A 13,684-nucleotide genomic window follows, 5' to 3' on the forward strand; every position below is an offset into this window, starting at 1 on the left:
AAGTCATCGCCAGCTCATTAATTCTAAAAACACCCCCTTCTACTAAGAAGGGGGTGTTTTTTTATTGTCGGGAATAATTAAACGGCTTGAATGGTTGAAAATTAAACATTCATAAAATTGGGTTTAGCTGATCGAGAATAAAATAAAATGTGAAGAATCTATAATCATTAATCAATGTTTTCTTGGTATTGTTTGGAGATTTTAAACCTTATACTTTATTTTGGATTATCTAAAAAATTTATTAAGTCACTTAGCTTAATATATTTAATTTCAGTTTAATTGTATTAAACAAACTATTTTAAGTTTGAATTTGCTTTAATTATTTTTTTCTTACTATTTTAAAATAAACAATATAAAACAATAAGTTAAATATAAAATAAATATTAGTTAGACTAATGTTGAATTTTTATATCGCCATAAGATATGTGAATATTGTCTAAATTACTTTAGTGAATGACTTCTGTTTAAACTGGATATACAGATTATAAAAACCGAAGGGCGCTAGTTAAAGTGCAATGAAACAATCGATTCACAGGGGGTGGGTAATGTCAGCTAAAGCAGTAAATGTGAATGATATTATTGATCACGCAAAATTTAAGCCATTTCATTTTAATGTTGTCGCTTGGTGCCTACTAATCATTTTATTTGATGGTTATGATTTGGCGATTAATGGCGTCGTTTTACCATTATTGATGGATGAATGGGGCTTAAGTGCCGTACAAGCAGGGATGCTGGCAAGTACTGCATTGGCAGGAATGATGTTTGGTGCGATGACCTTCGGTTCTTTGGCCGATAAAATTGGTCGTAAAAAAGTCATCATGATTTGTATCGTGTTGTTTAGCGGTTTAACTTTCGCAGGTGGTTTTGCTTCAAATCCAACAGAATTTGCGATCTTACGTTTTCTTGCTGGTTTAGGGATTGGTGGGGTGATGCCAAACCTTGTTGCGCTGACTTCTGAATATGCTCCTAAGACCATGCGTAGTACATTGGTGACCACAATGTTTAGTGGTTATGCAGTTGGTGGTGTCATGGCGGCATTATTAGGTGCAGCATTTACCCCAACTTTTGGTTGGCAGATTATGTTCTTTATTGCAGGGATACCATTATTTTTATTGCCTGTAATTTGGAAATTCTTACCTGAATCTTTAATGTTCATTGTCAAAGAAAACAAACAAGAACAGGCACGCCCGATTGTTGCACGCTTGGCTCCTGAATTAAGCATTACTCAAGAGACAACCTTTGTTTTACATCAGACCAATGAGCCTGAAGCGGCGAATGTGGTGAGCTTGTTTAAACGTGGTCGTGCCATGAATACGTTGCTGTTCTGGCTGGCTTTCTTTACCTGTTTACTGACCATGTATGCTTTAAGTAGCTGGTTGCCTAAACTAATGATGGCAGCAGGTTATTCTATGAATAACAGCTTAATGTTCATGATGATCATGAATGTAGGGGCTGTGGTTGGTATTATTGGCGGTGGTGTACTGGCAGATCGTTTCCATCTCAAACCAGTCTTGATGTGTTTAGGCATTATGGGGGCGATTGTGATGAGCTTGATGGGCTTTCAATCGAACCAGTTCTTGCTTTACATGTTGGTCTTCTTGGCGGGTGCAGCATCGATTGGTTCACAAATGCTGTTGTATAGCTATGTGGCGCAATATTATCCTTTAGCTGTACGTTCGACGGGAATCGGTTGGTCATCTGCGATTGGTCGTATGGGGGCAATTGTTGGTCCTATTCTAATCGGTGCTTTGCTTGGCATGAATTTACCTGCACACTTCAACTTTATTGCGGTGGGTTTACCTGTATTAATTACTGCGATAGCTGTCGCGTTAATTATGGATGAAAGTGACCTCGAAAAGATCAAAAACAATGCTTCTGTTACGGCTAAAGCTTAAGTTGTTCTAAATCTAATAGCGTCTATGCAAGAATCCAAATACCCAAATCGATCGATTTGGGTATTTTTTTTTGGCAAATTTGCGAATGAGAGTTTTGCAGAATAAGATTGTTTTTGCTGAAAATATGATCTAATTTAAAATTAACGAAGAATAACAATATGTATACCTATCTAGAAAAAGCATAGGAGGATTTATACTTGGAAATTCAATCAGCTGAATCTGCTTTTCGTGCCGTTTGGGTTGCTCCTTCAATTATTTTAAGTTTGGGCATCACACGGCTGTGTTCAGATATGATTTTATGGGTGCGATCCTATCGACACTTTTCTTTAGATTGGATTCCGCTCACATGGTCAGCCTGTATTTTTATTTGGCAAATTCAATATCTCTGGGCAATTATTGAACTCCCAAGTTTGATTCGAACATGGACCTTACCTGAGTTTTTGGCCTTGCTTTTATTATCCTTGACCATTTTTTTGCGAGTGCACTGGTTGTGCCTCAGCAGGAAAAAGATATCCAAGGTATTCATGAAGAGCGCACCATTTGGCGAGGGCGTGGTGCCTTAATTGCCGTGTCAACTTGGGGGCTGGTTGCAGTATTGGTCGATGTCTGGATGTTTAAAGAATCATTATTTGCGTTGGGCACAATTTTAATGTTTGGCGTGGGCGTAATGCCGCTCTTGTTTTTGCTGACGAAGAACCGCTGGAAACGTGGTGTAATCACTATAGTTAATTTTATACTTACGCTTTGCGCTGCTTGGATTCAATCACCGAAATCTTATTAAAAATCTTGCGAGCCTACATTGGCAACATCGAGGAACTTTGTCTCATTCAACGTATTGCATTTCTAATTTAAAAATAACACCTTTCCAATCTAGCTTAAATTGCAGATATGCTCTGACGAAGTCCCATCAATGGCATTTGTGCTTTGCTTGAAGTGTAAACAAAAATATCAAAAAGTACCGCAGAAGAGCGTCGCGTATCATGCTAGCAAATAAAAGGGAAAAATAGGGCACGCTTTGCTTGAAAAGCTAGAGCCAGTCTACTCTTGATGATTGTCTACAAGCGTTCTATATTGAGTGAAAATTAAACAAATAAAGGTGGTGTCAGCATCCAGTAACTTTTCCTCTCGTACTTGTTATTTAGCCCATGAACTTTGATTTTCATTCAATTTCAGGAGATTTTATCTATTAAAAATTAAAGCTACACGCAACTCAGGCGTGGAAAGGAGATAAAAGAGGATACCCTCATGGGAACAACATTAATTCACAATTCACGACGGCTTTTCATCATCGGACAGCGTATTCCAGCAATCTATGATGTCGTCATCCCAAAAAATTGTCCTCCTGCTCATCCATGGAAAATTAATCGATATTATTCAACAAAGGTAAACCATCAATCACTTTCATCACAAGCATTAAGCATAGTGAATGTGGCAGAATTTATACGACTAGCATCAGTTGATTTAATGAAAGAGACTAAAAGGATGAGATTGTAACCAAAGTTATCAATCGCTCAATGAAGGAGATCAAGTCTTAAAGAAAATATACTGAATCATCCATACATGGATTTAAAAAGAAACAGGAAAAAATCAATTCACGTAGAGTTAACAGTTTTGAAAACGAGTATTAGATTAAGATAAGAAACGCTGTTAGACAGGGTTTCTTATCTTCAAAATAATAAAAAGAATTATATTTAGCGGGTTGCAGCATATTTCAGCAGTTTGTGCAGCATCGCTTGCAAGCCACGGACTTCAAATTCATTCGCCTCAAAAATTTCATCTTTATTGCGTTTAAAAATATCACGAATTTCAAGCACGGCATTTGGATCAATCATGCCTAAACTCGAGGTCACTTGACGGATTTGGCTGATGGAGCGAGAGCCATTGGTTGCGCCATAGCCGATAAATGCCGCGGGTTTGTCTTGCCATTCTTTGCCCACATAATCCAAGGCATTTTTCAGTGCGGGGCTATAACCATGATTGTATTCAGGGCTAATAAAAATAAAGCCCTCAGCTAAGGCAATTTTATCTGCCCATTGTTGTTGTTGTGGCTGATCATAAATGCCTGTTGCAGGCGGATGTGATCCCGCAAAGAGCGGCAAATCCCATTGTTTGAGATCGACTAACTCAATTTTCAGGTCATTCAATGCAAAGCTGGGGATACACGCATTGACCCAGTTTGCGACTTTAATGGCGGTTCGACCTTCACGAACACTGCCCACAATAATGTAAATCAGCATGATGTTTCCGATATTTTATTCTTGTTGTTAAATTAACCAGAGCATGCAAATTTTCCCAGTGTAACTTTGTGAATAATACCGGAAAATAGCTCGATCTATATCTTGAACAATATAAAAACGTGAATAATTAAGTAATTGCATACCTTTATGGCATATCTATATATGCAATCGGTTTTGGACAATAAAGTAGCTTTGCCGCATTGTGGAGGTCTAATTTTGGACTACTTCACAGATTGGAGGTGAAGCGTGAGTACACAAAACTTAAATATCAACACGGTGGTTGATGAAGCCAAATTTAAGCCTTTTCATTGGAGTGTTTTGATTTGGTGTCTGCTGATTATTATTTTTGATGGCTACGATTTGGTGATTTATGGCGTTGCCTTGCCTTTACTGATGCAGGAGTGGGGGATGAGTGCGGTACAGGCAGGTTTACTCGCCAGTACGGCATTATTTGGGATGATGTTTGGTGCCATGAGTTTTGGTACTTTGTCCGATAAATTGGGTCGTAAGAAAACCATTATGATCTGTGTGGCGATCTTCAGTGGTTTTACTTTTCTGGGTGCATTTACTTCGTCACCAATTGAATTTGGTATTTTAAGATTTCTAGCGGGATTGGGCATTGGTGGGGTGATGCCGAATGTGGTTGCCTTGATGACTGAATATGCCCCAAAGCGCATTCGCAGTACTTTGGTTGCGGTGATGTTTAGTGGTTATGCCATTGGTGGTATGACCTCAGCTTTACTTGGTGCATGGCTAGTCGCTGATTATGGCTGGAAAATCATGTTTATTATTGCAGGTATTCCTTTCATTGCTTTGCCGATCATTTGGAAATTTTTACCTGAATCTTTGATGTTTTTAACCAAAAAAGGTGACACGGAACAAGTGGCGAAGATCGTTCAGAAAATTAGTCCTGAACAAAAAATAAATCCCGAAACACAGTTTGTGCTGAATGATGTGATTGCTGGAGATGAAGCTCCTTTACGTGCCTTGTTCCAGCAGGGTCGTATGTTTAGCACCCTGATGTTCTGGGTTGCCTTTTTCATGTGCTTGTTGATGGTCTATGCTCTTGGTAGCTGGTTACCAAAACTGATGATTCAGGCTGGTTATTCACTTGGCGCGAGTATGTTATTCCTGTTCGCCTTGAACATTGGTGGCATGGTGGGGGCGATTGGCGGTGGGGCTTTGGCGGACCGTTTTCATCTAAAACCGGTACTCAGCATTATGTTTACCGTCGGTGCATTAGCCCTGATTTTACTGGGCTTTAAAAGTCCGCAGGCAATTTTATATGCCCTGATTGCGATTGCAGGGGCTGCTACCATTGGTTCGCAAATTTTACTTTATACCTTCGTCGCGCAGTTTTATCCAACCGCAGTCCGTTCAACAGGGATGGGATGGGCATCAGGGATTGGTCGTATCGGTGCGATTGTCGGTCCGATTTTGACGGGGGCATTGCTGACTTTACAATTACCGCATCAGATGAATTTTATGGTGATTGCCATTCCAGGTGTGATTGCGGCACTGGCGGTATTTATGGTGAATCTAAAAGCTTCAGTCGATGGGGCTTCCCAGAAACAAGCTCCGTTACAGACTTCCAAAAGCTCAGCAGTAAGTTAAGCTTTTGTTCTGAACTCGCTTAAAAAGATAAATGACCACCCGTAGATGCTTCGGCAATTAACTGGGTGGTTTTTTATGTGAGCAGAACTCTAAGCGTGGCAAGTGCGCTAAATGTGCAGGGTTTTGATTTTAGAATAAACATTAATTTTTAGATGCTTGTTTTTGTATATATTTTAATCAAGCAAGCTGAATGGAATTCATGGTAAAATGATCGGCTTTCATCTTTGATCTATTTTTTGGATCTTCCATCTGCCAGCCGAGAATTGCTAGCCATGTCTACTGCTTATACCATGCAGACTGCGCCAAAAGCGTTGTTTGATTACGACAAATATTGGGCGTCATGTTTTGAACCCGCACCATTTTTGCCGATGTCACGCGAGGAAATGGATCAACTCGGTTGGGATAGTTGCGACTTTATTTTGGTGTGCGGTGATGCGTATATCGATCATCCCTCATTTTGTTCGGGCATTATTGGTCGTACTTTAGAAGCACAAGGCTTCCGTGTCGGCATTATTGCGCAACCTGATTGGACCAATGCTGAAGCATTCCGCGTTTTGGGTAAACCGAATATTGCTTGGGGCGTGACCGCAGGTAATATGGACTCGATGATTAACCGTTATACGGCTGATCGCAAGATTCGTTCCGATGATGCCTATTCTCCAGACAATGTCCCGAACAAGCGTCCAGACCGTGCTGCAACGGTGTATTGCCAACGTGTACGTGAAGCTTTCCCTGATGTGCCAGTATTACTGGGCGGAATTGAAGGTTCTTTACGTCGTATTGCGCATTATGACTACTGGTCAGATAAAGTACGTCGTTCGATTTTGATGGATTCGAAAGCCGACTTATTGATGTATGGCAATGGTGAACGCTCAATTATTGAAGTGATGCACCGTCTAGCCAAAGGTGAAAAAATCCACGAAATTACCGATGTTCGTGGTACTGCATTTATTATTAATAAACACAATCGTGCTTCTAAAGCACAGTTTGTAGAAATTGCCTCGAATGATGTTGATGCCATTGGTCGTGTTGATCCGATCATCAACCCGTATGTTATGACGGAAGATATTGATGGTTGTGAGGTTGAAAAAGAAAAAGGCAATTCACTCGCCCAATATCAAGATTTTCAAAAAGAAATTGTAGCAAACCCGATTGTCCGTGAAGGTGATCAGCTAGATCCAGATACGCAAATTGTTCAGCTTAAAGCAGCCCCATCGAAAGCGATTAAGCATAAATTACCGCCACGAGAGCTGGCAGTCATTCGTCTGCCATCTTTTGAGCAAGTCACGGATGATCAGGTGCTGTATGCGCATGCCAACCGTATTTTGCATTTAGAAACCAACCCCGGTAATGCACGAGCGTTGGTTCAGCGTCATGGTGAACGTGATGTGTGGATCAACCCACCGCCAATTCCGTTAACGACGGAAGAAATGGATTACGTATTTGATTTGCCGTATGCACGTTTACCGCATCCTGCTTATGGCAATGCGCGTTTCCCTGCATTTGATATGATCAAATTCTCGGTCAACATTATGCGTGGCTGTTTTGGTGGTTGTACTTTCTGTTCGATTACTGAACATGAAGGTCGAATTATTCAGAACCGTTCGGAAGAATCGATTCTGCGTGAAATTGAAAAGATTCGCGATACTGCACCACAATTTACTGGCATTATTTCGGATTTGGGTGGCCCAACCGCCAACATGTACCGTTTGCACTGTAAAGACCCTGAGATTGAAAAGAACTGTCGTAAGCCTTCGTGTGTCTATCCAGGGGTGTGTCAGAACTTACATACCGACCATGCACCTTTGGTACAGTTGTATCGTAAGGCACGTGCAATTAAAGGCGTGAAGAAGATTCTGATTGGTTCAGGTCTACGTTATGACTTGGCGGTACTCAACCCAGAATATGTGAAAGAACTGGTTCAGCATCACGTTGGTGGTTATCTCAAAATTGCACCTGAACATACTGAGAAAGGTCCATTATCTAAGATGATGAAACCGGGAATCGGAACCTATGACCGTTTCAAACAAATGTTTGATCGTTTCAGTAAAGAAGCAGGCAAAGAGCAATATCTGATTCCTTACTTCATTGCTGCGCATCCGGGTACTACCGATTACGACATGATGAACCTTGCGGTGTGGTTAAAGAAAAATGGTTTCCGTGCCGATCAGGTGCAAACCTTCTATCCATCACCAATGGCGACTGCAACCACCATGTACCATACGGGTAAAAACCCATTGGCGAAAGTGGCGCGCTATACGGAAGTTGTTGACATTGTCAAAGGTGAAAAACGTCGTCGTCTGCATAAAGCCTTCTTGCGTTACCATGATCCAAACAACTGGCCTTTACTTCGTGAAGCTTTGAAGGATATGGGACGTGCGGATCTGATTGGTAATTCGAAGCAGCATTTGATTCCGACTTATCAGCCGCAAGGCACTGAAGGTGAATATAAATCTGCACGTAAGAAAAACTCGACCGTTGCAGGTGATTCGCAGAAACGTACCAGTGCAACAGGGGCACGTAACTCAAATAGCCAAGATCAAAATAACCGTCCGAAAAAGGGACAGGTCTTGACTCAACATACGGGCTTACCGCCACGTGAAACAGGCGAGAAACGCCCATTCAATACCAATGCGGCGAAGAAAGGAAAAAAGCCTAAAGCGCGAGCTTAACAGGATTGAAAAAGACGCTTCGGCGTCTTTTTTTGATTCTGTTTGTCGGAATTGTCTTACATAAGGCGTAAGATGAATTGCATCTAGTCTTAGAATTGGGCTAAAGTAAATTTTATAAGTATAAGCAGAATTGTGTCTATAAAATGTACAAATTGGCTTAATTTTGTCAAGTGAGATGCAGTCAGTTTTTATTATAATTTTCGTCAAGATGAATGTAATTTTTTAACTTGAACGCTTGAATAAAAATAGAGGCGCTATAATCGCGTTTCGGCAAGAAAAATCGGTATAAAGCCGCAGGATTATAAAAATAGAATTAAGGAATAAATTTATGAGTATGTATTTGTTGATTGGTCTCCTTTTGTTGTTCAGTTTAATGGTATTTAAAGGTCTTAATAATCAGTCAAAACAACAGGATAGTGTGCTTAAACGGCGTGCGGTATTCAGTTTCAATGAGCAGTTGGCATTTGCACGGTTAAAAGAAATGCTCCCGACACATACCATATTGGCGCATGTGTCCTATGATGCTTTAATGACCACCAAATATGCCCGTACCCGCAATAAGTATCGAAATTTATTGGCTGATTTTGTGGTGATGGATGCATCACATCAAATTGTGGCGATTATTGGCTTAGATGATTCGAATGTATTAAAGCGATTCCAACAGGCACAATATAAAGATGCATTATTATCTATGGCCGGCTATCGGGTCATTCGCTACGATGAAGTGCCGAGTTATCAGCAAATTCGACGCGATTTTTTGGGGGAGTTACGCAAGGAGTGGCAGGAACCCGATGCTCAAGAGCTGGATACATCTTTGAAAAAGTATAATTTTTATCATAACCACGAAAAGCGTAAGCTGAAAGTTTGGGGATAAAATCAGCTTAAACCTTGGTTTAAGCTGATTTTATAAAGATTATTCTGGACGAACCGCTACGACGGTCATTTCAACCAGCACATCAGGGGTATACATCTTCGCTTCCACACAAGTACGCGGCAAAGCTTGCATATCTGCACACCATGCATCCCAAACTTCATTCATACCTGCATAATCATTTTCAATATCTTTTAAAAAAATCATGACGGATAGAATATGGCGTTTGTCTGTGCCTGCATCGGCAAGGAAACGATCAATAATGTCTAAAGTCTGTTGGGTTTGGCCTTTAATATCGAGACTGGTGTCTGCAGCCAATTGTCCTGCAAGATGAACCAAGTTTCCTGAAATGGCAATTTCAGAAAAACGTTTTTCGACATGTAAACGTTGAACCGTCATGTGATTTCCATGATGTAAAGAGAAAGCTCAGTTTACGTGATCTGCGATGAACTGCAAATGCTGTTTTGTCGGCGTAATAAGGTCTTGTACAGAATAATTAAGGTAGGTTGAATTAGAGAAAGTCTAAGAATCTGAATAAGAACAGAAAGATGAAATGCGATAGTGTTGAAGTTTTTTAGAAGAAGACAATTTATTGAAACCATGCGACTTGTTCAGAATTGCCCTGTAATACTCGGATTGGATCGTCGCGTTCATCACAGGACAACATGCTAAAAGTAAAGGTGATTTTTAGCAGTTCAGCGTTTACATGGATAATGTCTCGCGTGAACTAGGTTAACCTAAAAATAAAAAAAGTGTAGTTCTAATTGTTGTGTTTTTATTCTTTTGTCTAAAAAATAAACAAAAAGTATCGCGCTTACCACAGGCTAAGTTGTGGTTGTTCATCACTGCTACTTAATTGATAGACCCCCACACCAATCAGTCGGAATTGATAGGTATCGGGAATATGCATTTCACTGAGTAGTAGCTCCAGCACTTGGGTAAGTTCGACAAGACTACGAAGCGGGTTTTTAAAACTTTTACTATGTTGCAGTACTTGAAAGTTCTTTAATTTCAGTTTGACGGTGACGCCCCGTGCCAGTAGTTGTTTCCGATTTAAACTCTCCCAGACCTGAGCTGTTAACGTGGACCAATAAGGCTGACATTGCTGCAAGGTAAAATCATCATCAAAGGTGGTTTCTTTGGAAATTTGCTGGCGTTCACGTTCCACCTGTACAGGACGCTCATCAATGCCCTGTGCGTATAAAAACAGTTGGTGACCATATTTACCAAAGTGATGAATCAGGATGCTTTCCTCGATTTTTTGTAAATCACCCAATGTTTCCAGGTGTAGTTGTTTTAATTTTTCTTGGGTGACTTTTCCAACCCCAGGAATTTTTTTCAGGGGTAAATGTTGAATAAAGCTTTGGACTTGGCTGGGTTTGATCACACACAGACCATCGGGTTTATTCCAGTCTGAGGCGACTTTTGCCAGAAATTTATTTGGTGCTACACCTGCGGAGGCAGTCAGTCCCGTGGTCTGAAAAATCTCAGCACGAATGCGCTGTGCCACTTCGGTTGCACTGGGTAAATGAAACAAATTTTCTGTGACATCCAGATAGGCTTCATCTAAAGACAGCGGTTCAATGAGTGGGGTATATCTTTGGAATATTTGATGAATTTGTGTGGAGACTTCACGATATTTATTAAAATTAGGCTCTATCACCACCACGTGTGGGCATAGCTTCTTGGCTTGGCTCATAGACATGGCGGAACGTAGACCAAACTGGCGGGCAGGATATGATGCAGCAGCAATGACCGCACGTGGATGATGCGAGGAAATCACCACAGGCAGATGCTTGAGTTCGGGGCGATCACGCAATTCGACTGATGCAAAAAAAGCATCCATATCAATATGTATGATTTTTCTCATAACACTCAAATCAAACTTCCTGAAGCTGAGAGTATGGCATGCTCAGGTATCGCTGTGTAGTCTCACTTTTTACAGCGCGACAAAGTATGACGGTTATCGTTTAAGGTGACGTTGGCGTAAGCGGTTGAATGCCATTTTTTTGCAAAAAGATGCTCCAGTCGTAGACAGAACCATGAAAGACATTCATGTCGACAGGTTTGTTGATCCCTTGAATTTTGCCTTGACTGGTATGTTGCCAAAAGGTCCATTTTGGATTGCCTTTGAGTTCAGGTTGACCTTGATATTCGCGCACCCAAAGCGGCGTTTGTTTAAATTCACCTGCCAGCACGATGTTATAGAAGGTTTTGGAAATATAGAAAATCGGCTGTTTCCCGTAGTGCTGTTGCAACTGGTCATGCATGACCTGAATCTCGGATAACAGCTGTTCTTTGGTATAGGTATTAATACAGTTGCTGTCATATTCCAAATCGATCACAGGCGGTAGGGCATCAGGTTTATTGGGTACCGTTTCAATAAAATTCTGTGCTTGAATTTGACCATCGCGGCAGAGACGATAAAAGTGATAAGCCCCGACCAGAAAACCTTGTTCTCGTGCTTGTAGCCAGTTGTCCTGAAACTTACGATCTTTAAAATCACCACCTTCTGTGGCTTTTAAATAGATAAATTGGAATTTTTTACGCGGAATCTGTTTCCAGTGAATCTCTCCCTGATGATGTGAGACATCGAAACCCTGAACAGGAAATTCCTGCGCAGACGCAGGATTCTGATGAAAAATGAAGAGATAAAGTACAACGGCAAGCGCAAATGTGCCTAACCCAATACAGGAGGCAAGTAAAGAGTTTGATTTTTTCTTGCGCGTTGGTTTAGTCATGCGTGTTCTATATGAATAATGTGCCACTATGATAACGTGATCATAAAAGTGACTCCATCTGCATTTTGCAAAAGCATTAGAGCGTACTATCTTTTGGAATTTGCCAGAAAATTGCCGCAGTAATGATATTGATCGTACCCAAACAAATTAAGGTCAGGTGAAACGCTGTAGTGACTTGTTCCACACCATAATGTGCCGTAAACAGATTGACCAGGGTTCCTGCCAGTGCGACCCCAATACTCATAGACAGCATCATGATCATGGACAGGAAACTGTTACCGCTGCTGGCATTTTGCTGAGAGAGATCTTTTAAGGTAAAGGTGTTCATGGCGACAAACTGAGTCGAATTGAGCATCCCAAAGATAAAGAAATGGAGTGTGCGTAGCCACAGCGGTGTATCTGCTGTGGTAAGGGCAAAGCTTGCAATACAGCTGCCGACCAGAAGGGTATTGATGATCAGGACACGTCGATAACCCAATTTTTGGATCAACGGTCGGACCAGTGGTTTAGATGCCAATGAACCGAGCACCGTGGGAATCATTAATAAACCGGTAATAAAGGGTTCAAAATGAAATGCGACTTGCAGCATTAATGGTAGGAGAAAGGGTAAGGCATTGCCCCCCAGTCGTGCAAAGAAATTGCCGAGAATACCAATTGCATAGATTTTATTTTTAAACAGGCGACTTCGAAATAAGGCATTTTCATGCGTGTGGGCATGATAGGCATAAATGGCTGTACTGAGTAAGCCCAATCCGACCAAAGCCAGTCCTTGCCAATGACCATGTTTGGGGCGGGCAAAACTTTCGATACCCAAGGACAGTCCGATCATCGCCACCACAAGCCAGAGGAAACCACTAAAATCAAAAGTTTTTACAGTTGGTTCAGTTGCATTTGGTAGCGCCTTTAACGTGACCAAAATCCCTAAAAGCCCCATAGGTAAATTAATTAGAAAAATCCAGTGCCATGTTGCCACTTCGACCAGCCAACCGCCCAGCGTGGGACCAATTAAGGGACCAATCAATCCTGCTAAACTCATTAAACTCATGGCAGACAGGAATTGATCGCGTGGAATCAATTTCAGCATGGCTAGACGACCCACAGGTAAAAGTAATGCTCCGCCGATACCTTGAATAATCCGAAAAACCAACAGTTGATTTAGACTTTGTGAAAGTCCGCAGCCAAGTGAGGCGAGGGTAAAAATCACAATCGCAGCAAAGTAAGTATTGCGGACCCCAAATCGATCAGCCAGCCAACCACTGAGCGGAATACATGCAGCCACAGCCAAGACATAAGCCACCACCACACTGTGCATATTCAATGGGTCTTCTTGTAAATGTGCGGCCATAGCAGGAATGGCGGTATTTACAATAGTGGTATCCAGCGCTTGCATAAAAAAGCCGATGGAAACCAGTAATACCAAGAGTCGGTATTCAGGTTGTAAGGCTTGATGCGGCGTGGATTGGCTCATAGCTACGAAGTGTGAATAATCAATGAAATTGAGAATTTTATCATAGCAAAACGTAGCTCATGAATGCTCAAAAAGCATATGAGCCGATTAATTAAATTAAAGTGCCGGGCTCTGGAAGGGAGATTTGCTGTACTGAAACGGAAATAATTTAGCATTGATGTATTTGAGTTGTTTTAACTTTAACCA

11 protein-coding genes are annotated in these 13,684 nt (G+C 41.2%); 6 read left to right on the forward strand and 5 right to left on the reverse strand.

The genetic code is table 11. The annotated features are described in order from the left end of the window. Positions 1-545 precede the first annotated feature (545 nt). The 3 genes from MKI85_RS13095 to MKI85_RS13105 all read left to right on the forward strand — a co-directional run bounded on the left by MKI85_RS13095 (position 546) and on the right by MKI85_RS13105 (position 3,389). Entirely contained in the window at positions 546-1,895 is a 1,350-nt protein-coding gene (locus MKI85_RS13095) for an aromatic acid/H+ symport family MFS transporter (RefSeq protein ID WP_241628231.1), read from the forward strand. Between the two features lie 490 nt (positions 1,896-2,385). Further along, a complete protein-coding gene (locus tag MKI85_RS13100) occupies positions 2,386-2,676 on the forward strand; it encodes a hypothetical protein (protein ID WP_241628232.1) in 291 nt (96 codons plus the stop codon). Positions 2,677-3,140: 464 nt separating this feature from the next. Further along, the gene (locus MKI85_RS13105; RefSeq protein ID WP_241628233.1) at positions 3,141-3,389 is read left to right on the forward strand and encodes a hypothetical protein; all 249 of its coding nucleotides are present in this window, start codon (positions 3,141-3,143) and stop codon (positions 3,387-3,389) included. A gap of 197 nt (positions 3,390-3,586) precedes the next feature. Here MKI85_RS13105 and MKI85_RS13110 read toward each other — a convergent pair whose 3' ends face one another. After that, positions 3,587-4,132 (reverse strand): NADPH-dependent FMN reductase, encoded by a 546-nt coding sequence (locus MKI85_RS13110; protein WP_241628234.1) that lies wholly within the window; start codon positions 4,130-4,132, stop codon positions 3,587-3,589. 246 nt (positions 4,133-4,378) lie between these two features. On the opposite strand from MKI85_RS13110, the gene MKI85_RS13115 reads away from it, so the two are divergent. The 3 genes from MKI85_RS13115 to MKI85_RS13125 all read left to right on the forward strand — a co-directional run bounded on the left by MKI85_RS13115 (position 4,379) and on the right by MKI85_RS13125 (position 9,292). Continuing rightward, a complete protein-coding gene (locus MKI85_RS13115; RefSeq protein WP_241628235.1) occupies positions 4,379-5,746 on the forward strand; it encodes an MFS transporter in 1,368 nt (455 codons plus the stop codon). Positions 5,747-6,018: 272 nt separating this feature from the next. Next, positions 6,019-8,418: a YgiQ family radical SAM protein gene (locus MKI85_RS13120; RefSeq protein WP_241628236.1), complete on the forward strand. Its 2,400-nt coding sequence runs from the start codon at positions 6,019-6,021 to the stop codon at positions 8,416-8,418. 328 nt (positions 8,419-8,746) lie between these two features. After that, on the forward strand, positions 8,747-9,292 hold the full coding sequence (locus tag MKI85_RS13125; protein ID WP_241628237.1) for a DUF2726 domain-containing protein: 546 nt from the start codon (positions 8,747-8,749) through the stop codon (positions 9,290-9,292). A 39-nt stretch (positions 9,293-9,331) separates the two neighbouring features. Here the strand turns inward: MKI85_RS13125 and MKI85_RS13130 are convergent, their stop codons facing one another. The 4 genes from MKI85_RS13130 to mdtD all read right to left on the reverse strand — a co-directional run bounded on the left by MKI85_RS13130 (position 9,332) and on the right by mdtD (position 13,498). Beyond that, a complete protein-coding gene (locus tag MKI85_RS13130) occupies positions 9,332-9,688 on the reverse strand; it encodes a RidA family protein (protein ID WP_100242609.1) in 357 nt (118 codons plus the stop codon). 415 nt (positions 9,689-10,103) lie between these two features. Continuing rightward, positions 10,104-11,159, reverse strand: coding sequence for a DNA polymerase IV (gene dinB / locus MKI85_RS13135; protein ID WP_241628239.1), 1,056 nt, complete (start codon positions 11,157-11,159; stop codon positions 10,104-10,106). Between the two features lie 100 nt (positions 11,160-11,259). After that, positions 11,260-12,030, reverse strand: a complete 771-nt coding sequence (locus MKI85_RS13140) for a glycoside hydrolase family 25 protein (RefSeq protein ID WP_241628240.1) — start codon at positions 12,028-12,030, stop codon at positions 11,260-11,262. A 76-nt stretch (positions 12,031-12,106) separates the two neighbouring features. Further along, a complete protein-coding gene (gene mdtD, locus MKI85_RS13145) occupies positions 12,107-13,498 on the reverse strand; it encodes a multidrug transporter subunit MdtD (protein ID WP_241628242.1) in 1,392 nt (463 codons plus the stop codon). Positions 13,499-13,684: the final 186 nt, after the last annotated feature.

The organism is Acinetobacter zhairuonensis, from assembly GCF_022601715.1.
Classification (GTDB): Bacteria; Pseudomonadota; Gammaproteobacteria; order Pseudomonadales; family Moraxellaceae; genus Acinetobacter.